The organism is Sulfitobacter aquimarinus (genome assembly GCF_040149565.1).
GTDB classification, from domain to species: Bacteria; Pseudomonadota; Alphaproteobacteria; order Rhodobacterales; family Rhodobacteraceae; genus Sulfitobacter; species Sulfitobacter aquimarinus.
Map to the genome: position 1 here is coordinate 18981 of NZ_JBEFLO010000003.1, position 20779 is coordinate 39759.

17 protein-coding genes and 1 pseudogene are annotated in these 20779 nt (G+C 59.5%); 7 read left to right on the plus strand and 11 right to left on the minus strand.

All coding sequences use genetic code 11. From position 1 onward, the window contains the following. Positions 1–201: 201 nt before the first annotated feature. The 3 genes and pseudogenes from ABMC88_RS07115 to ABMC88_RS07125 form a co-directional block, all read right to left on the minus strand. The gene (locus ABMC88_RS07115) at positions 202–1362 is read right to left on the minus strand and encodes an acyl-CoA dehydrogenase family protein (protein WP_349576165.1); all 1161 of its coding nucleotides are present in this window, start codon (positions 1360–1362) and stop codon (positions 202–204) included. A gap of 127 nt (positions 1363–1489) precedes the next feature. Further along, complete coding sequence (locus tag ABMC88_RS07120) at positions 1490–2245, minus strand: class II aldolase and adducin N-terminal domain-containing protein (protein ID WP_349576166.1); 756 nt, start codon at positions 2243–2245, stop codon at positions 1490–1492. A 67-nt stretch (positions 2246–2312) separates the two neighbouring features. Continuing rightward, a pseudogene (locus ABMC88_RS07125) lies at positions 2313–2744 on the minus strand (VOC family protein). 48 nt (positions 2745–2792) lie between these two features. Here ABMC88_RS07125 and ade point away from each other — a divergent pair. The 5 genes from ade to ABMC88_RS07150 all read left to right on the plus strand — a co-directional run bounded on the left by ade (position 2793) and on the right by ABMC88_RS07150 (position 8400). Beyond that, complete coding sequence (ade, locus tag ABMC88_RS07130) at positions 2793–4589, plus strand: adenine deaminase (RefSeq protein ID WP_349576167.1); 1797 nt, start codon at positions 2793–2795, stop codon at positions 4587–4589. Beyond that, positions 4586–5392 (plus strand): hypothetical protein, encoded by an 807-nt coding sequence (locus ABMC88_RS07135; RefSeq protein WP_349576168.1) that lies wholly within the window; start codon positions 4586–4588, stop codon positions 5390–5392. The genes ade and ABMC88_RS07135 overlap by 4 nt, the downstream gene beginning before the upstream one ends. An 8-nt stretch (positions 5393–5400) precedes the next feature. After that, complete coding sequence (locus ABMC88_RS07140) at positions 5401–6870, plus strand: AMP nucleosidase (RefSeq protein WP_349576169.1); 1470 nt, start codon at positions 5401–5403, stop codon at positions 6868–6870. A 135-nt stretch (positions 6871–7005) separates the two neighbouring features. Next, positions 7006–7296, plus strand: coding sequence for an HU family DNA-binding protein (locus ABMC88_RS07145; RefSeq protein WP_349576170.1), 291 nt, complete (start codon positions 7006–7008; stop codon positions 7294–7296). A 234-nt stretch (positions 7297–7530) separates the two neighbouring features. Beyond that, complete coding sequence (locus ABMC88_RS07150) at positions 7531–8400, plus strand: DMT family transporter (RefSeq protein WP_349576171.1); 870 nt, start codon at positions 7531–7533, stop codon at positions 8398–8400. Positions 8401–8402: 2 nt separating this feature from the next. Here ABMC88_RS07150 and ABMC88_RS07155 read toward each other — a convergent pair whose 3' ends face one another. Continuing rightward, positions 8403–8921, minus strand: coding sequence for a glutathione peroxidase (locus ABMC88_RS07155; RefSeq protein WP_349576172.1), 519 nt, complete (start codon positions 8919–8921; stop codon positions 8403–8405). 122 nt (positions 8922–9043) lie between these two features. Here ABMC88_RS07155 and msrB point away from each other — a divergent pair, with 122 nt between their 5' ends. After that, positions 9044–9493 (plus strand): peptide-methionine (R)-S-oxide reductase MsrB, encoded by a 450-nt coding sequence (gene msrB, locus ABMC88_RS07160; RefSeq protein WP_349576173.1) that lies wholly within the window; start codon positions 9044–9046, stop codon positions 9491–9493. Then, positions 9490–9999, plus strand: a complete 510-nt coding sequence (gene msrA / locus ABMC88_RS07165) for a peptide-methionine (S)-S-oxide reductase MsrA (protein WP_349576174.1) — start codon at positions 9490–9492, stop codon at positions 9997–9999. The genes msrB and msrA overlap by 4 nt, the downstream gene beginning before the upstream one ends. Positions 10000–10100: 101 nt before the next feature. Here the strand turns inward: msrA and ABMC88_RS07170 are convergent, their stop codons facing one another. The 7 genes from ABMC88_RS07170 to ABMC88_RS07200 all read right to left on the minus strand — a co-directional run bounded on the left by ABMC88_RS07170 (position 10101) and on the right by ABMC88_RS07200 (position 20776). Continuing rightward, on the minus strand, positions 10101–12104 hold the full coding sequence (locus tag ABMC88_RS07170) for a hydantoinase/oxoprolinase N-terminal domain-containing protein (protein ID WP_349576175.1): 2004 nt from the start codon (positions 12102–12104) through the stop codon (positions 10101–10103). 58 nt (positions 12105–12162) lie between these two features. Beyond that, positions 12163–13185: a tRNA epoxyqueuosine(34) reductase QueG gene (queG, locus tag ABMC88_RS07175; protein WP_349576176.1), complete on the minus strand. Its 1023-nt coding sequence runs from the start codon at positions 13183–13185 to the stop codon at positions 12163–12165. Between the two features lie 68 nt (positions 13186–13253). After that, the gene (gene fzlA, locus ABMC88_RS07180; RefSeq protein ID WP_349576177.1) at positions 13254–13919 is read right to left on the minus strand and encodes an FtsZ-binding protein FzlA; all 666 of its coding nucleotides are present in this window, start codon (positions 13917–13919) and stop codon (positions 13254–13256) included. Between the two features lie 52 nt (positions 13920–13971). Then, positions 13972–14733: a monofunctional biosynthetic peptidoglycan transglycosylase gene (gene mtgA, locus ABMC88_RS07185; RefSeq protein WP_349576178.1), complete on the minus strand. Its 762-nt coding sequence runs from the start codon at positions 14731–14733 to the stop codon at positions 13972–13974. Positions 14734–14775: 42 nt separating this feature from the next. Next, positions 14776–15693: a Hint domain-containing protein gene (locus ABMC88_RS07190; RefSeq protein ID WP_349576179.1), complete on the minus strand. Its 918-nt coding sequence runs from the start codon at positions 15691–15693 to the stop codon at positions 14776–14778. A 137-nt stretch (positions 15694–15830) separates the two neighbouring features. After that, a complete protein-coding gene (gene gltB / locus ABMC88_RS07195) occupies positions 15831–20360 on the minus strand; it encodes a glutamate synthase large subunit (protein WP_349576180.1) in 4530 nt (1509 codons plus the stop codon). Further along, positions 20357–20776, minus strand: coding sequence for a GFA family protein (locus ABMC88_RS07200; RefSeq protein WP_349576181.1), 420 nt, complete (start codon positions 20774–20776; stop codon positions 20357–20359). The genes gltB and ABMC88_RS07200 overlap by 4 nt, the downstream gene beginning before the upstream one ends. Between the last annotated feature and the right edge of the window lie 3 nt (positions 20777–20779).

Sequence of the window (20779 nt, forward strand, 5' to 3'; positions counted from 1 at the left end):
CACCCCCCGACCAAAAGAGATTCTTGCCTTCGGCGAGAGCATATATGCCCGCGAGAAATAGCTTTGCTATCCCCTTAAGGGGAGGCCCATCGCGGGCTCCGCTATTTTTTCTGGGCATAAATCCTCCGGGGGAATCGGCGCATCGCGCCGATGGGGGCTGGCACCCTTCTTTATTGGCGCGCGTGCGCGTCGAAACGCCTGTCATGCACCCAACGCTCTCAACATCTCGCGGCTAATAATGTGGCGTTGAATTTCGGATGTTCCGTCCCAGATACGCTCGACTCTGGCGTCCCGCCAGAACCGTTCAAGCGGGAAGTCGTCCATAAGCCCCATACCGCCGTACACCTGAATCGCGGCATCCGTCACCCGCGCCAACATCTCGCTCGCATAGAGCTTGGCACTGGCGATTTCGCGGTTCGCAGGCAAGGATTTATCCAACCTGTCTGCCGCCGCGAGCGTGAGAAGGTCCGCGGCGTCAATTTCGGTCACCATATCAGCCAATTGGAACGACACGCCCTGAAACTTGCCAATCTTCTGGCCAAACTGCTCCCGCTCGGCGGCGTAGTTCAGGGCATAGTCGAACACCCGCCGCGCACGACCGACGCTCATGGTTGCAACGGTGATGCGCGTTGCATAAAGCCAGGTGTTCATCACCTCAAAGCCACCGTCGACTTCACCCAAAACCTGCGCATCGGGCAGGCGACAATCATCGAAGTCGAGGATCATGTTTTTGTACCCACGGTGGCTGACAGACTTGTACCCGTCACGGATGTTGAACCCTTTGGTTCCGCGGTCTACCAAAAACGCGGTAATCCGCTTTTTCGGCCCTTTCGGCGTTTGATCTTCTCCGGTTGCGATAAAGACGATAATGAAATCGGCGTGATCGGCGCCTGAAATAAAATGCTTTGTGCCGTTCACAACCCAGTCACCGCCATCGCGCACAGCTGTGCATTTCATGCCGCGCACGTCCGATCCTGCACCCGGCTCTGTCATCGCCAGCGCGTCCATCCGCTCCCCCCGCACGGCGGGCAACAGGTAGCGGTCAACCTGTTCTCCTTCGCAGGCCATCAGGATATTTTGGGGCCGTCCAAAGAAGTGGTTCAACGCCATTGACCCGCGCCCCAGCTCGCGTTCAACCAGCGCGAATTCGACGTGGTTAAGACCAGCACATCCGACGCTTTCGGGAAAATTGCAGGCGTAAAAGCCCAGATCAATCGTCTTTTCTTTGATCTCTTGCGCGATTTCAGCAGGGACTTCGCCAGTGCGTTCTACCAATTCCTCGTGAGGGTAGATTTCCTTCTCGACAAAGCTGCGCACAGTATCCGCAATCATTGTGTGTTCTTCGGTGAGGCCGTAAATCATGTTTGTTTCCTGCTATTCTATCGTTCGCGTCGCTTGTGTTGCTAGCCGCACTGATGAACCCGCATTCTAGTGACGGTATTCACCGTTCCGAGCGCTGCGTCACAGATCACTTGCGCAAGGCCGCCATTTATCCGGCATAGTCACTGCCCTCGGCATCTAGTATCGCCTTCAGCTCGGCGAGGTGGCGGATGTCCTGTTCCGGGTACTGCTCGATCTCGCTGGCGGTCTTTTCCGCGATGTCATCGGGGATCAGGCGCAGCGGCTGGCCCGTTTGCAGGGCCTTGATATAGTTTTGCGCAGCGCGTTCGAAATAATACATCCGGTTGAAGGTCTCGGCCACGGTATCGCCCAGCACCAGCAGGCCGTGGTTGCCCATGACCATGACCTTTTGTTTCGGCTCCGTCATCAGCGCGGCACAGCGCGCGCCCTCATCCTCGAACGCCAACCCGCCATAATCCGCGTCCACAACAACACGGTTGAAAAACATACAAGCGTTTTGATCAATCGGCGGCAGGCGGCTATCGGCGAGCGAGGCCAGAACAGTGGCGTAAACAGAATGTACATGCATGACACAGCGCGCATGGGCGCAGGCCTTGTGCATCCCGCCGTGCAGGCCCCACGCCGTAGGATCAGGCGCATCAGGCCCTTCCAGCGTCGAAGCGTCTTCGGCGTCAATCAGCAACAGATCACTGGCTTTGACGCGGCTGAAATGTACCTGATTGGGGTTCATCAGAAACTGCGTGCCACTGTCGTTTACAGCCAGTGAAAAGTGGTTGGCCACGGCCTCGTGCATGTTCAACCGCACAGTCCATCGGAAAGCGGCAGCCAGATCGACCCTTTGTTGCCAATGGTCCATGTTCGGCTTCATCTGTGTGACGGTCATCAGGTTTCCTCCAAATCTACACGATAGAGATCACTTCGAAATCACCGGGTCCATCCCGATAGCGACATTATTGATCAGCGCCCAAGGGTCTGCTGGGGACCCATGCGTATCCGTTTGCGCAGAGAATATATGCCTCACGCAGGCCGTGGGGTTTGTCTGTGGGCGGTTACAGTATTGTACCGCCTGCCGCTTCGGCTTGATCACAGGCGTCTTGGGGGTCGGTGTCGTACAGCCTGATCTCGATGCCTGCACCGCGGGGTGGTGTTTCGGGCAGCAGCCCCAGCAACGGGTTGGAATGATAGGTGCCATCGCTGTGGAGCTGAAACACTTGATCACCATAGGTCATAATCGCGAAATCCACCGACGGCTGATGCGCTTTCATGCCGAAAACAGTCTCTAAAAAGGTGATTTGCGCCCCCACATCCCGCACCAGCAGGTTAAGCCCGATCCCGCGCAAGCCCGCACCGAACGCTGGCGCCCCCACCGTATCATAATCCATTTCTTGCCCTTTGCTTGTACCCGTTCCAACCCTGTGAAATATTACCCTATGACACAAGCATCTTTCCCCGCATGGCCCGAAGTGGCCGCCGATCTGGTCAATGTCGCCGCAGGGCGCAGCGCCGCTGATACCATCATAACAGGAGGCATCTGGGTCAACGTTCACACCCGCGAAGCCCTGCCCGACCACGACATTGCCATCAGTCGTGGCCGCATCGCCTTTGTCGGGCCCGGCGCCGATCACTGCAAGGGGCCGGACACGCAGATCATCGCGGCTCAGGGCCGCTATATGATACCCGGTCTTTGCGACGGGCATATGCATATCGAAAGCGGGATGCTGACCCCTGCCGAGTTCGCACGCGCCGTGATCCCCCATGGCACCACCAGCATGTTCACCGACCCGCACGAGATCGCGAATGTGCTGGGGCTGGAAGGCGTGCGGATGATGCATGACGAGGCGCTGATGCAGCCCGTCAATATCTTCACCCAAATGCCCTCCTGTGCACCAAGTGCGCCGGGGATGGAGACAACGGGGTTCGAGATCACTGCCGAAGATGTTGCAGAAGCGATGGAGTGGGAAGGCATCATCGGCTTGGGCGAGATGATGAACTTTCCAGGGGTGAGCAACGCCGACCCCCAAATGCTGGCCGAGATTGCGGCGACGCAAAGGGCGGGCAAAACCGTGGGCGGGCACTATGCCTCGCCTGATCTGGGGCCTGCCTTTGCGGCCTATGTCGCGGGCGGTCCTGCGGACGACCATGAAGGGACGTGCGAGGCGGACGCGATTGCGCGGATGCGGCAGGGGATGCGGTCGATGATCCGTTTGGGGTCGGCGTGGTATGACGTTGAAAGCCAGATCACCGCGATCACGGAGAAGGGTCTCGACAGTCGCAACATGATCCTGTGCACGGATGATTGCCACTCGGCCACTTTGGTCAATGACGGGCATATGAACCGCGTTGTGCGCCACGCGATTGACTGCGGCTGCGACCCGCTGGTGGCGCTGCAAATGGCGACGATCAACACCGCCACGCATTTCGGGTTGGAACGTGAGATCGGCTCGCTCACCCCCGGGCGTCGCGCCGATGTGATCCTGACCTCGGACCTGAGCGCTCTGCCTATCGAGACGGTAATCGCCCGCGGACAGATCGTGGCACAAGACGGCGTTTGTCTGGCGGAGTGCCCGCATTACGGCTGGCCCAAACATGCGCGTCAAACGGTCAACATGGCGCGCGATCTGGCGGGCGATGACTTTGCCATCACTGCGCCCGCAGGGGCCAACGCTGTCACTGCCAATGTCATTGGCGTGGTCGAAAACCAAGCCCCCACAAAGGCGCTGCAATTCGAATTGCCGGTGACCGAAGGCCGCGTCACCGCCCACGACGATGTCGCACAGATCGCGCTGGTCGAGCGTCACCGCGCCACGGGCGGTGTGGTCAACGCACTGGTGTCGGGGTTCGGGTATGAGGGCTGCATGGCCATGGCCTCGACCGTGGCGCATGACAGCCACCACATGATTGTGGTCGGCACGGATACCGATCAGATGGCGCTGGCCGCCAACCACCTACGCGCATTGGGCGGCGGGATCACTGTCTTCAAGGACGGGGTTCCGTTGGCAACCATTGATCTGCCCATCGCAGGGCTGATGTCCGACAGCCCCGCAGCAGAGGTCGCGGCCAAGACCGACGCCGTGATGCAGGCCATGCGCGATTGTGGCTGCACGCTGAACAACGCTTATATGCAGCACAGCCTGCTGGCGCTGGTGGTGATCCCCGAACTAAGGATTTCCGATCTGGGGCTGGTCGATGTGCGCAGTTTTGAATTTGTGGATGTGATCGTCTCGTGAAAACCTTTGCCCGCAGCTTGTCGCAACTGATGCCCGATTGGGTGGTTCTGCCCCCCGAACTGATCGAAACCTTCGACTGGATGGAGGATCAGGGCTGGCTGGTGACACGCGGCACAGCAACACCCGACGCGCACAGCCTAAGGATTTACCCCGCCCAACATCACCACCACCCCGTTGCCAGCCATCTGGCTTTTGGCGGCACCACCCTCCCCTATACAGAGCATTGGGCCACGCCTGACCCCGCGATCGACAACCGCATCGCAGAGATTGCGGAAATCTCGGGCGATGGCGGCAGGGCCGCGATCTGGCTGGATGATGACGGCAAACAATGGTTCGTGCATCTCGGCCACGACAGCGTCGGTGTGATTACCGATGACCCGCTGGTACTGCTGCAATTCTTTGCCATGGGCTATCCCGAACCCGGCTATCTTCCGCAGACGGACGTGACGCCCGTTCAGGCATTCCTTGACTACCACGGGGTCGAAACCCTTGCGGATTTCGGACCAGACGAACAGCCGCTGCTGCCGACCGAATTTCAGGAGTTCCTGAAAGAACGCTTTGCCCTGACCCTGCCCGCCACTGCCGCCGATCTGGGCATCGCGGCGTTTCCCGAATACGCCGACACCTCAACCAAAGATCCCTTTGCGCAGTGGATCAACAGCGTTACGCCTGAACCAAGCGAGGCCGACCTCGCCTATGAGCTTGAACTCATGCGCACGGTCGAGTCGCTTGACATTCAAGACGACGACAGCACCGATGCAATCATGAGCAAAATCGGCTCCCTTTTCAAATCCAAGGATTAGCCCACGCAATGAAGCAGGATCAGACCCTTACCCCCGACAACACGCAATTCAAGACATTTACGGATGCAACTGCGGCTGTGGATTACCTCACCACGCTTTACGCAGAGGCGGTTACCTTTCTGCGGACGCATTTTGCACAGGCGCTGACCGACGCGGCACCCGACACCCGCATCCGCGCCTTCTATCCCGAGGTGCGTTTCACGACCTCGTCCTATGCGCAGGTCGATACCAGGCTCAGCTTTGGGCATGTGTCGGGGCCGGGGACCTATGCCGCAACAATCACGCGGCCCGATCTGTTTCGCAACTATCTGATCCAGCAGATTGGCCTGCTTCTTCAGAACCACAAACAACCTGTCACCATCGGCACATCCGACACGCCGATCCCGATCCACTTTGCCACCAGTGGCGATGACGGCATGACAGTTCCGCAAGAGGGCGCTGCCGATTTCACCCTGCGCGATGTCTTTGACGTGCCCGACCTCAGCACCACCAACGATGACATCGTGAACGGCACCTATGTGCCCCCCGATGGGGTCGCGCCGCTCGCGCCCTTTACCGCGCAGCGCATTGACTATTCCCTTGCGCGACTGGCCCATTACACGGCCACCGACCCAGACCATTTTCAATGCCACGTCCTGTTTACCAACTACCAGTTCTACGTGACCGAGTTCGAGGACTACGCCCGCGCCATGCTGCGCGATCCGGACAGCGGCTATACCTCATTTGTCTCGACGGGCAATCAAGAGATCACGGACGGGGATGCCCCCATCGAGACGCCGGCGAAACTGCCACAAATGCCGACCTATCATTTGAAGCGGGCGGACGGGTCTGGCATCACCCTGGTCAATATCGGCGTCGGCCCCAGCAACGCAAAAACCGCGACCGACCATATCGCTGTGCTGCGCCCGCACGCATGGCTGATGGTGGGGCATTGTGCAGGGCTGCGCAACACGCAGGCCTTGGGCGACTTTGTTCTGGCCCATGCCTACCTGCGCGAAGACCACGTGCTGGACGACGACCTGCCCGTCTGGGTCCCCATTCCCGCGCTGGCCGAAATCCAGATCGCGCTGGAAAAAGCCGTGGCGCAGGTGACCCAGCTGGAGGGGTATGAGCTGAAGCGCATTATGCGCACAGGCACCGTCGCCACCATCGACAACCGCAACTGGGAACTGCGCGACCAATCCGGCCCTGTGCAAAGGCTAAGCCAATCACGGGCCATTGCGTTGGACATGGAAAGTGCCACAATCGCCGCCAATGGCTACCGCTTTCGCGTGCCATACGGCACATTGCTGTGCGTATCGGACAAGCCCCTGCACGGCGAATTGAAGCTGCCCGGCATGGCGTCAGATTTCTATAAAACCCAAGTATCACGCCATTTGATGATCGGGATACGTGCAATGGAGCAGCTGCGCGGCATGCCGCTGGAGCGAATTCACAGCAGAAAACTGCGTTCTTTCGACGAAACGGCATTTCTCTAGGTTTGGTTGCATCGAAAAAGCGCAAAAAAACCAACTATTCATAAGAATTTCGGCTTCGACGCGTTGTGCTTAATATCAACTTACCATTACATTCCGCCTGTGAGGTCCAACCAGTGACCATCGAGGAGATAAAGAATGACTACGAAACCAATGACAAAGACCCAGCTTGTTGCAGCGCTGGCGGAAGAAATGGGCACAGACAAAAAAGCGGCATCCAGCGCGCTGGACGCGGTTTGCGGCCTGATCACCAAAGAAGTCGCAGGCGGCGGCGCGGTCACACTGCCCGGCGTTGGCAAAATCTATTGCCGTGAGCGCCCCGAGCGTATGGTGCGCAACCCTGCCACGGGTGAGCAGTTCAAGAAAGAAGCGGACAAGGTCGTAAAAATGACCATCGCCAAAGCGCTGAAAGACAGCGTTAACGGCTAAGGTTCTCCGCAGCTTCGAGACTTTGAAAAGGGTCGCCCTAGGGGTGGCCCTTTTTGTTTGCGCCCCGTGCTTTTTCGAGGCCTGCGCTGTTTTGCAACGGGGACCGAACAGGGCGTGCTTCATGCCCCAACAGGTCCCGCCCTGCACCAACGGCTTTGCCCCGCGTTTTACAACCGCTTGCGCGTGGTCAGGTTCAAGCGCATTACAGACAGCACACAACAGGGTGACAAAACTATGGACATGCGTGCAATCGGACTGGGCCTTGCTTTTGCATTCATCTGGTCCTCGGCGTTCACATCGGCGCGGATTATTGTGGCGGATGCAACGCCGCTGTTCATCTTGTCGATGCGCTATCTTGTGTCGGGGCTGATCGGGGTCGGGGTCGCCCTTGCGCTGGGGCAAAGCTGGCGGCTGACTGCGTCACAATGGCGGGCAACCATCGCCTTTGGCGTGCTGCAAAACGCCGTCTATCTGGGCCTGTTTTTCGTCGCCATGCAAACGATCGAAGCCTCTCTGGCTGCCATCATCGCCTCTGCCATGCCGCTGATGGTCGCAATCGCCTCTTGGATATTCTTTCGCGAACGGCTGGGCGCGGTTGGTCTGATCGGGCTGGTGGCGGGCGTGGCCGGGGTTGCCTTGATCATGGGCTCACGGCTAAGCGCGGGTGTCGATCTGATGGGCGTGGCGATCTGCTTTGTCGGGGTGCTGGCGCTGACCTTTGCCACCCTGACCGTGCGCGGAGCGTCCAGTGGCGGGAACCTGTTGATGGTGGTGGGGTTGCAAATGCTGGTGGGCTTTGTCGCGCTTTCCGTCGCGACACTGCTGTTCGAGACGCCGCAGGTAACGCCCAGTTGGCCGCTGGCAATCGCGTTTATCTACACCTGCCTTGCGCCCGGTCTGCTAGCGACATGGATCTGGTTCCAACTGGTCGGCCATATCGGCGCCACACGCGCCGCGACGTTCCACTTTCTGAACCCGTTCTTCGGCGTGGCCATCGCTGCTGTTCTATTGGGCGAAACCTTGGGTCCGCGTGATGTCATCGGCGTCGCCATCATCGCCGCTGGGATCCTTGCTGTGCAAATCTCGCGTCAGCGCAGCGCCTGAGGTCACTCCAGCGCAGCCTCTACCGCGCGCGGGATCGCGCCGCTGTCAGGCCGCGCAGCGGACCCCCAGGTCCCGAGGATGTCCCCTTCAGGGCCGATCAGCACTTTGTTAAAGTTCCAGCGCGGCACAAAACCCGTCTGCGCCTTCACGTCTTGAAAGAACGCATGCGCCTTTGATCCGCGCACATGGGTCAGGTCTGTCATCGGCAGGTCGAGATCATAATTGATCTCGCAAAAATCCTTTACCTCTGCGGCGGTTCCCAGCTCTTGATTAAAGTCATCGGATGGCACCGCAATCACCACCAACCCGCGGTCGCGGTAGCGGTCGTACAGCGCTTGCAGGTCCGCATACTGGCGGGTAAAGGCACATTGCGACGCCGTATTCACCACCAGCACGGGTTGCCCTGCGAAGGCCTGCAAATCAATCGTACCCCCGTCGATCGAGGGGAACACCGCAGTGTTCGGTGCGCTCCAACCTGCCGTGGCCCACAGCCCCAAAATGAGTGTATACAGAATGCGCATGATTGGTCCTCCTACTCTGAAACGCACGAAAGGCCCCTTTCGTTCACAGCTTTCTGACCTGCCCTTTGATTTTTATGAAAAAGCCCCATCTAATAGAAACACCACGACCCGAGGAGCGTACAATGTCTACCTACACCAAAAACCCTGACGTCATCGCGACCCTGTCGCCCGAAGAATTCCACGTCACCCAAGAAAGCGGCACAGAGCGGCCCGGCACGGGTAAGTTGCTGGAAAACAAAGAGCCGGGCATTTACGTCGACATCGTCTCGGGTGAGCCGCTGTTTGCGTCTGCCGACAAATACGAGAGCGGCTGCGGCTGGCCCAGCTTTACCAAAACAATTGAGCCCGAGTACGTGCAAGAGCTGAGCGATACGACCCTCGGCATGGTCCGCACCGAAGTGCGCAGCACCAATGGCGACAGCCACCTTGGCCACGTATTCCCTGACGGTCCCCCCGACCGTGGCGGCCTGCGCTATTGCATCAACTCGGCTTCGCTGCGGTTCATTCACCGCGACGACATGGAGGCCGAAGGCTACGGCAAATACATCAATCAAGTGGAGGACGTGGCATGAGCAATCAACGCGCAGTACTGGCAGGCGGGTGTTTCTGGGGGATGCAGGATTTGATCCGCAAGCGCGCAGGGGTCGTGTCGACCCGCGTGGGATACTCTGGCGGAGATGTCCCGAACGCGACCTACCGCAACCACGGCACCCACGCCGAAGCGATCGAGGTGATCTTTGACCCTGACACGCTCAGCTACCGTGAGCTGTTGGAGTTGTTCTTTCAAATCCACGACCCCACGACGATCAACCGTCAAGGCAACGACCGTGGCATGTCCTACCGCTCTGCGATTTATTTCGAGGACGCGGACCAGAAGGCGGTCGCACTGGACACCATCGCCGACATCGAAGCCTCTGGCATCTGGCCCGGCAAGGTCGTGACAGAGGTAGAGCCTGTATCAGATTTCTGGGAAGCCGAGCCCGAGCATCAAGACTATCTTGAGCGTATTCCCAACGGCTATACCTGCCACTTTCCACGGGCGGATTGGGTGCTGCCGAAACGCGCCGCCGCGGAATAATCCTCAAGGGCCGCTCGCAACCACGGGCGGCCCTTTTACAAGCAGTCGTTGGCCTATTCAATAAACGGCTTCATTGGAACGCTCCCGCCCCCACCGCGATCTCAGACCGCTACCCGAGGCCGCCCTGACGCCTCGACGGTTATATCCGCTTCGACAAAAATATCGCGTCCCTCAACGCCTGCCGTACGAATATCGCGCTGCACGTTTACGGTAATATCCGCAGCACCTGCTGCCTCGGCCGCGGCCATCGCTTTGGATTGCAAGACCTCCTCCAGCCGTGCAAGCGCTGAATCCGCATCGCCAAAATCCTGCGGCCCGTCGCTCAGATGAACGCGGAATTTGCCTTCGCTGGGGGATGTGACCGTGCCCGCCTCGCGCATTGTGACGCGCCCGACAACGGCACCGATTGCGTTCGCCACGCCTGCATGTTCCGGCAGGATCATCTCACACCCCAGCTGCTTGCCGACGGCGGGGTAATATGTTGCGGCAGAAGCGCCCAGCCCGATCACAGGCACGCCAAGGCCCGTATCCAGACGCACCAACCCCCGATGCCCCCCCAAGCCCCGTTGCATCAGGACATGCCGCGCCAATGCGGCGGGGTCGCCCTCAAAACCATGCTCCTCTTCCGCAAAAGCAGTCTCTAACAAGGCTAAAGCGGTCTGGTGTTCCAACCGCTCGATAATAATACGCGCCATCGCTTCAGGCTCTGCCGCAAGGCGATCACCCGCACCGGTACGACGCCGCCCCAACAGCGCGGCGGCCTTGTATGCGGCCTGCGTATCCCACGCATCCGCCAGCCCCAGAACATGGCTCGCGTCTGAGGGCGTCATGCCCGCGACTTGCACCAGCCCGCGGTCCACCAGTCGCTTCAACGCTCCCGTCTCGATCCGTGTGTGCAGAATATCCCCAAGCGGGTGAAGGGAGGTGCCAAGCCGCTCCAACAGCGCTTGCTCACGCAGTCCGATCCCTTCGGTGCTTTGCCCGCTGACTGCACGCACAAACCTTCCGTCATGCTCCCCCGGTAAGGCACTGCGCAATTGCGCGTCCAATGCGGCATGCACCACCTCGGGCGCATCAACAGCGACCAGAGAGACAGGCAAAACGCGGCGCGGGCCCAGCGTGACGCCCCCCCTCAGCCCCTCGGTCAGAAAGTGGACCTCGCTATCGCCACCCAAACCTGTGGTCCGCATCGCCACGGCTTCCACCATTGTCCGGAACGCACCAACCCGCGCGCCCGCAGGATCAATGGCAGGCCGCCCCTCGCGCAGCACGGCAACATCTGTGGTCGTCCCGCCAATGTCACTAACCAAAGCATGATCGGCACCTGTCATCCAACGCGCCCCGACAATCGAGGCCGCAGGCCCGCTCAGGATCGTTTCAATCGGCCGCTCCCGCGCTTGCAAGGCCGAGATCAGCGCCCCGTCCCCCCGCACGACCATCAACGGCGCCGTTACACCAAGGTCTGTCAGTGTATCTTCAGCCCGCCCGATCAACCGGTCGATCATCCCGATCAGCCGCGCATTCAACACCGCCGTCATTGCCCGCTTGGGGCCGTTCAGCTTGGCCGACAGCTGGTGCGATGCCGATACGGGCCGCCCGGTCAGCTCGGCCACCAGCGCCATTGCCCGCAACTCATGCGCGGGATTGCGGGTCGCAAATTGCGCCGCGACAGCAAAGCCACCGACGCTGGGACCATGCTCTGTCAGAAACGCACGCAGGCGCTGCTCGTCCAAAGCCGCCACCTCCCCTCCTGCATGATTATGGCCCCCGTCCAGAACGATACTGGGGTCGCCTTTCAGGGCATCATTCAATCCATGCGTCTCAAGATCGCGTTGCTTGAACCCGATATAGATCAGGGCCACGCGCCCGCCCTGCCCCTCGACCAACGCATTGGTGGCGAGGGTCGTGGACAAAGACGCAAGCGCAATATCACCAGCGGCAACACCCGAGGCCGCCAACACAGCCCGCACAGCGCCCCCAACACCGATCGCCAGATCATGCCGCGTGGTCAGCGCCTTGGCACTGGCGATTACCTCAACCTCGTCGCGCAGAATAACCGCGTCCGTATACGTCCCGCCCGTGTCGACCCCCAAAAGCAACGCCATGCTTAATCCCTCACATACTCTTGAACCGTCCTACTGCAACACTGCCAGCCCATGCGCGTCAAAGACCATCCAACTGCGACACTGCCCACCGCGCCGCATCCGCAACGGCCACGTCAGGATCATCAAGCAACGCCTGAGCCGTTTCCCGCAATGCCATCTGTCCAGAATTCCCGATCGCATACAGAACATTGCGTACAAATCGATCCCGCCCGATCCGCTTGACCGCAGACCCCGAAAACCGCAACCGAAACGCCGCATCATCAAGCATCGCCAACTCTGCCAAAGTCCCGCCAGCGTTTCCATGATACCGCATATCGCTGGCGGAGACGGCAAATTTGTTCCACGGACAAACAGCCAGACAATCATCACATCCATAGATGCGGTTGCCCAAGGCCGCCCGCAGCGCCTCATCAACAGGGCCGCGATGCTCGATCGTCAGGTACGAAATGCAGCGCCGTGCATCCAACCGGTAGGGCGCTGGGAAAGCACCCGTAGGACAGATATCCTGACAGGCCGTACAGCTACCGCAGTGATCTACCTCAGGCGCGTCAGGCTCCAACTCTAGTGTCGTAAAAACAGAGCCTAAAAAGGCCCAATTGCCCCAATCACGGCTCACCACATTGGTGTGTTTACCCTGCCATCCCAACCCCGCCGCTTGCGCCAACGCTTTCTCGGGGACGGGGGCAGTGTCGACAAATACCTTCACCTCGCAAGGCTCCTGCTCAATCAACCAGCGCGCCAAACGCTTCAGCCTCTTTTTCACAATGTCATGATAGTCCCGCCCCTGCGCATAGACAGAAACCGCACCCAGATCGCGCTGCTCCAACACGGCCAAGGGGTCAAACTCGGGCGCATAACTCTCTGCCAACATGATGACAGACCGCGCCTCGGGCCATAAAACCGACGGATCCCCGCGCCAAGAAACGCGTTCCTCCATCCATTCCATCTGCCCGTGATACCCAGCCGCCAGAAAGGCCCCCAACCGCTCAGGCACTTCGGGCACCGCGTCCGGCCTGCAAACCCGACACGCAACAAACCCCTCGGCCAATGCTTGGGAAACCACGCGCGCCTTAAGGTCCATTCTTTATTTTGCCCTTAAACTCAATCCCGCACTCACAGCCCACGCAAACAGCAGCGTTTGCAGGATGGTCAGAAATCCAGATCATTGTAATGCTTCGGCGGCGTGAACCCTGGCACCTGATCCGCCAGAATAGAGCGGAACGCGGGCCGTGACTTGATCTTGGCGTACCAATCCTTCACCTCGGGGCAGCTGTTCCAATCCACATCCGAGATATAGTCAAGCGACGACAAATGCGCAGCCGCGGCAAAATCCGCCAGCGTCATCACATCCCCCGCCAGCCACCGACGTTGATCCAGCAACCACGTCAGATACCCCAGATGGAACTTGATCGCCCGCGCACCCGCTTTGACATTCTTGCTGTCGGGATAGCCTGACTTCATCATCTTTTTGTTCACACGTTCATACAACAGCTTGGACGTGACCTCGTGGTGAAACTTATCATCGAACCACGATACCAATCGGCGCACTTCGAGCCGCTTCTCGGGGTCGCTGGGCAGCAGTGACGGCTCGGGGCGCGTCTCTTCGATATACTCACAAATCGCCGCACTCTCGGACATCATGATCCCGTCAAGACGCAGCACGGGCACTTTGCCCGCTGGATTACGCCGCATGAAATCGGGGTCTTGCTCCCAATAGCGCTCTTCTACCAGATCGACCTCGATCTTCTTTTCCGCAAGGCTTAGGCGGATTTTCCGGCAAAAGGGTGAAAGAGGGACATGGAACAGGCGGGCCATAGGGATTCCGTAGTTTGTTACCCGATCTATGTGCCTTGTGGGGCGCGATTATTCAACTCTGGAAACAACGCGCCCGCCCATCAGCCTTGATTGTCGCCGCGCCCGAGCGGATTTGCGCTGCCCGTTTTTTCAAATATGCGGTAGGCCGCGCCGCGCTCCGCTTTTTGGGCGCAGGCAACACTGCTGCCAGTTGCGAGGCCTGCCGTGCCGTCAGCGCCTCGGGACCTACGTTAAAGTAATGCCGCGCTGCGGCCTCGACCCCGAACACACCTTCGTCGAATTCGGCAATGTTCAGATAGACTTCGAGAATGCGCGCCTTGGGCCACATCGCCTCCATCAACGGGGTCATCCCCGCCTCCATCGCTTTGCGCAGATAGGTGCGGCCATGCCACAGGTACATGTTCTTGACCGTTTGCTGGCTCAGGGTCGAGGCCCCGCGGTTCGATCCTTCGGCGATGGCCAATCGGATCGCTTTAATATCCAAACCCCAATGCTGGCAAAAATTCGCGTCCTCGGCCGCGACAACCGCCCGCAGCATTACGGGCGCAATTTCGTTCAACGGGACCCATTCGTGGTCCACACCGTCAAGCCGCCGCGCTTCGGACATCATATAAAACGTGGTGGGCGGATTGATGACACGGCCCAGCAGGATCGCAGCCACCACGCACAAAAACACAATCGCCACACCACGCCAGAACGCACGTTTGATGCGACGGCCCAGCGGCATCTTTACCTCTGCCTTCGCGGCAGCCTTTGACCGTGTCTTTGCCGCGGCCTTTGTCTTTGGTTTCGATTTGATCGTGCGCTTTGCCATGGCTAAGCTATAGCCGCGTGACTGCGGTTTGTGAACGCCGCTCTACGCTGCCATCAGACATGCCGCCTCCATCCCCTTTGCCACTGGACGGGCGGCGCGCACGCGGTTCGTGTGATTGGCAAGTTCGGGAAACAGCTCCAGCAATTCTGCCTGCTGTTCGCATCCGCTTTGCGCCAATGCGCTGTCGGGCAGGCAGCTTTCAGAGGGGCAGCCCTCGCCGAAAACGATCTGGTGCTTGTCGAACAGCAGGTGGATATATTCGACCACGCCGCCTTCGGCAGTGCGCACATCGCGCCCGTTGACCAGATGTTTGGCCGCGACCAGAACCTCGTCCTGCCCCATTAGCAACTGCGCCCGCCAGTCGCCGATCAGCATTCTATGTTCGGGCGAGACAAGCATCGCACGGGCGTTGCCGATGCTGCCTGCCTCAAACAGAATGGGTGCAAATTTGCCGTAGGCGCGTACCGTCTGGCGCAGCACTGCACGGACGGGTTGCAGACCATCGTCCAGTGTCTGGACCATATCGCCTTGCACGATGTCCTCAACCGCGCAGGTGCCGCTTGCCACGTCAATCAACGTGCCGGGGGTAAAGCACGTCGGGCCGAATGTACCCACTGGCATCTGCGTGCTGGAAAAGACATAGGAGCTGTTGACGAATGTGCCGTCTTGCAGCGCCTGACCGTCATTAGGAGTGAACACCGCCGGATTCCCACCGGCCAGATAGAAGGTGACTCCGAAGTACCGGATATTGCCGACCCCCGGCACGTTTATGATGATCGAGTCGTTCACCCAGACCGCCGTAATGGCGATGCCATTAAACGTATCGCCCGCATTGGGGTTGATTTGCCCGTTGTCGTTTGAATCGAGGTACTCGCCCCGCTCAACGGTCAGCGGCGTGCCACCGGGAGGGCGGTTGCCGGGATCAATTGTGATAAACTGGTCTTTGTATAACGTCGGCATCTTGGCACCTATCCCTGTGAACAGGTCCAAGGTGCGCGAACAATTTGCCAGAAGTTTGCCCTGAATTGTTTCCGTTCAGGGTAATAATGTGTCAGCGAAACAGATTGTTTCTGTCGCTGACACAATTGGTTTTGCGCTTATTCCGCGGGAACGGCCTGTAGCTCGTTCCCCAAAGGTGCTGGAATACGGCTCAGCATTTCTTTGGGACAGATCTGCACAAAGTTGGCTTTCTCCAGATCCCAGTGTTGCAGGATGTCGGCGGCCTTGCGGCTGCCCGTCTCCTCCAGATGCCGCTTGATCAACGTCTCAAGCTCGGCCGACCAGTGGTCGCTTGTCACGGGGCAATGCACCAGTGTTTCATGGTTCAAACGCTCCACGACAACACCGTCAGGATCGTACAGATAAGCCATCCCGCCCGTCATACCCGCGCCAAAGTTCGCGCCGATCTCACCCAGAATGACAGCCACACCACCGGTCATATATTCACACCCGTTGGAGCCGCAGCCCTCGATCACGACCTTTGCACCCGAGTTGCGCACTGCGAACCGTTCGCCCGCACGACCCGCTGCAAACAGGTAGCCGTCGGTTGCGCCGTACAGAACAGTATTGCCGATGATTGTGTTCTCTGACGCCACAATGCCTGCGTTCATCGCAGGGCGAACAACCACAGTACCGCCCGACAGACCCTTGCCGACATAGTCGTTGGCATCGCCTGCCACGACCAGCTTTAGCCCCGGCGCCGCAAAGGCCCCCAGCGACTGGCCCGCAGACCCTGTCAGGTTCACGGTCAGGTGATTGGGTTGCAGATCGTTGCGCATGCCAAAGTTCTTGACGATATGGCTGGAGATGCGCGTGCCGACCGTGCGGTGCGTGTTCTGCACTGCATAGCTGAGCTGCATCTTTTCGCCGTCCTCAAGGAAACGCACGGCGTCGGTGACAATCTGCGCATCCAGCGTGTCAGACACGGCATTGCGCGGCTTAGCACGGTCGTAAACGGTGCCTTTCTCGGAATCCACGCTGATCAACAGCGGGTTGAGGTCCAGATCGTCCAGATGGGCAGAGCCACGTGAAACCTGCGTCAGCAGATCGGCACGGCCAATGACATCATCCAAGGACCGCGCCCCGATCGAGGCGAGGATTTCGCGAACCTCGGTCGCGTAGAAGGTGATGAGGTTCACAACCTTATCCGCATTACCGGTGAACTTGTCACGCAGCGCCTCGTCTTGGGTACACACGCCCACGGGGCAGGTGTTGCTCTGGCACTGGCGTACCATGATACAACCCATCGCGATCAGCGCGGCGGTGCCGATGCCGTATTCCTCGGCACCCAGCATCGCGGCCATGACAATGTCGCGCCCTGTGCGCAAACCACCATCGGTGCGCAGAGTCACGCGGTCACGCAGGTTGTTCATTGACAGAACCTGATGCGCCTCGGTGAGGCCCATCTCCCACGGGAGGCCCGCATATTTGATCGAGGTCGCAGGCGAGGCACCGGTGCCACCATTGTGGCCCGAGATCAGGATGATATCCGCCTTGGCCTTGGCCACGCCTGCCGCAATCGTACCCACACCAGACGAGGCCACCAGCTTGACCGTCACTTTACAGCGCGGGTTGATCTGCTTGAGATCATAAATCAGCTGCGCAAGGTCCTCGATTGAATAGATATCGTGGTGCGGCGGAGGTGAGATCAGCGTGACACCGGGGGTCGAGTGGCGCAGGCGCGCAATCAGGTCGGTGACCTTCATGCCGGGCAGCTGGCCGCCCTCGCCTGGCTTGGCGCCTTGGGCCACCTTGATCTCGAGCTCTTCGCACTGGTTCAGATATTCCGCAGTCACACCAAAGCGACCAGAGGCCACCTGCTTGATCTTGGCGCTTGGGTTGTCACCATTCGCCTCGGGGTGGAAATGTGCAGGGTCTTCGCCGCCTTCACCACTGTCGGATTTCGCACCGATACGGTTCATCGCCACGTTCAACGTTTTATGCGCCTCGGGGCTCAGCGCACCCAAGGACATGCCCGGCGTGACAAAGCGTTTGCGGATCGCAGTGATGCTCTCCACTTCCTCAATCGGCACGGCCTCGCCCAATGGTTTGAGCGCCAGCAGATCGCGCAGATGGATCGGCGGATTGCTTTGCATCTTGGCCGAATACTGCTTCCACATCTCATAGGATGCACGGTTACACGCCGCCTGCATCATATGCATCGAGGTCGCTTCCCACGCGTGGGTTTCACCCGATTTACGCGATTTGTAAAAGCCGCCGATCGGCATGACCGTGTCCGTCCCGGACCATCCTTGGGCATGTACGGCTTCGGCCTTGCGCTGGATGCCGGTGATACCGATGCCGCTGATGCGGCTGGTCATGCCAGGGAAATATTCGGCACACATGGCGCGCGACAGGCCGACGGCCTCAAAGTTCAGACCACCGCGGTAGGAGGACATCACGGAAATCCCCATCTTCGCCATGATCTTCAACAAACCTTGGTCAATCGCTTCGCGGTAGCGGGCGATGGCAGTCGTCAGATCCACGTCCAGCAGGCCACGGCCAATACGGTCCGCCAATGAATCCTCGGCCAGATAGGCGTTCACCACGGTCGCACCACAACCAATCAGCACGGCAAAGTAATGCGGGTCCACACATTCCGCCGACCGCACGTTGAGCGAGCAGAAAGTCCGCAACCCTTTGCGCGTCAGGTGGCTGTGAACCGCTGATGTGGCAAGGATCATCGGCATGGCCACACGGCCCTCGCCGCTGTGTTGGTCTGTCAGCACAATGTGCCCCGCGCCCGAGCGCACAGCATCTTCTGCCTCGGCGCGGATCGCTTGCAGCGCGTCATTCAGGCTTTTGCCTTGCTCAAACGTGCAATCCAGCGTGGCCAGATCGGCGTTAAACTGCTGCGTCAGCGCATCAAACTGCGCATTGCCGACAAACGGGCTGTCCAGCACCAGAATTTCGGTCTGGCTGCTGTCTTCATCCAGCACGTTCTTGAGGTTCCCGAACCGCGTCTTCAAACTCATCACGCGGAATTCGCGCAGGCTGTCGATGGGCGGGTTGGTCACCTGAGAGAAGTTCTGGCGGAAGAAGTGGCTCAGCGGGCGGTATTTGTTCGACAAGACGGCAGAGGGCGTATCATCGCCCATCGAGGCCAGCGTCTCCTTGCCGTCCTCCGCCATAGGGGCGAGGATTTGCTCCAGCTCTTCAATGGTATAGCCTGCCGCGATCTGGCGGCGACGCAGCTCGTTGCCCTCAAACAGCGGTGCTTCGGTCACGCCTGCCAGCGCACTGTCAAGTTCGTTGATCTTGCTGACCCACTCACCAAAGGGGCGGGCGGCGGCCAGCTTGTCTTTGATCTCGGTGTCGCCGAACAGCTTGCCTTCGGCCATATCCACGGCCAGCAACTGACCAGGGCCAAGCGCGCCTTTGCGCACGACACGGGCCTCGTCCAGCGGGACCATACCGGTTTCGGACCCCGCAATAAGCATCCCGTCATTGGTCACGACATAGCGCATGGGCCGCAGGCCGTTGCGGTCCAGACCGGCACAAACCCAGCGGCCATCGGTCATCGCCAAAGCGGCGGGGCCGTCCCACGGCTCCATCACAGAGTTGCAGTAGGAGTACATGTCGCGCCACGCCTGCGGCAGCTCTACCGCCTGCTTGGACCACGATTCGGGCACCAGCATGGTTTTCGCCATGGGGGCAGAGCGGCCAGCGCGGACCAGAACCTCGAAGACCGAATCTAGTGCGGCGGAGTCCGACGATCCTGCGGCCACGATCGGTTTGATGTCTTCGGCCATGTCACCAAAGGCCGAGGACGCCATGCGGATCTCGTGGCTCTTCATCCAGTTCATGTTGCCTCTGAGCGTGTTGATCTCGCCGTTGTGGGCCAACATGCGGAAGGGCTGTGCCAGCCACCACTGCGGGAAGGTGTTGGTCGAATAGCGCTGATGATAGATCGCGAACGCGCTTTCGAACCGCTCGTCCATCAGGTCCGGATAGAACTCGGCCACTTGCTCGGCCAGCATCATGCCTTTGTAGATGATCGAGCGGCACGACATGGACGCAATATAAAGCGTCGGCACCTGTGCCGCGATGGCCGCTTTTTCAATGCGACGACGGATGACATAGAGCTCGCGCTCGAACGTTTCCTCATCCACGCCTTTGGCGTTGGAGATCAGGATCTGCTCAATCTCGGGGCGGGTGGCGTTGGCCTTTTCGCCCAGACACTCAACCTTCACGGGCACATGGCGCCAGCCGTAGATGTAGTAGCCCATGCGCAGGACTTCGGTCTCGACGATGGTACGGCAGGTTTCTTGCGCACCGAAGTTTGTGCGCGGCAAAAAGACCTGACCAACGGCGATCATCTCGTCCTTGCGGGGCTTGTGGCCTGTCCGCTCGATCTGATCGTAGAAGAAGGGAACGGGGATTTGCACGTGAATGCCCGCGCCGTCACCGGTTTTGCCATCTGCGTCTACGGCACCGCGGTGCCAGATCGCCTTGAGCGCCTTGATCCCGTTTTCAACCACTTCGCGCGAACGCGAGCCGTCGATGTTCACCACAAGGCCAACACCACAGGAGGAATGCTCCTCCTCGGGGGAATACAGACCCTTTTCGGCCATGAATGTGCGTTTCGCTTCTTCGCGGGCTACCCATGCGTCATCATATTTGGTCATTCGGTGTCTCCTGTCGAGGGCGCAAACAGCGCAAAGGTTTCGTCTCGGGTTAGTTTCTGGTGCGCGCCGTCAAAGCCCGCACCAAGGATGCATTCATCCACAAAATATTCCTGCACCAGCACGTCATCCGTTTTACCAAACAGGCCGGCGGACAGATTGCGGTGCGTATCGCTTTGCATTCCGTACCAGATCGTCGAGCCGCAGGTTTTGCAAAATGCGCGCTGCGCCCAGTCGGATGATTTGAACACCGTCACCGGGCCGTTCATCTCGATGCTGTCTTGATCCACTTGGATCGAAACGAAGGCGAACGAGTTTTGGCGGCGGCACATTTCACAATGACAGACCCGCAAGTCGGGGCGCGATGTGGTCGCGGCGACCTGCACCGCAGCGCACATACATTGCCCGCCAAGTTTCACCTG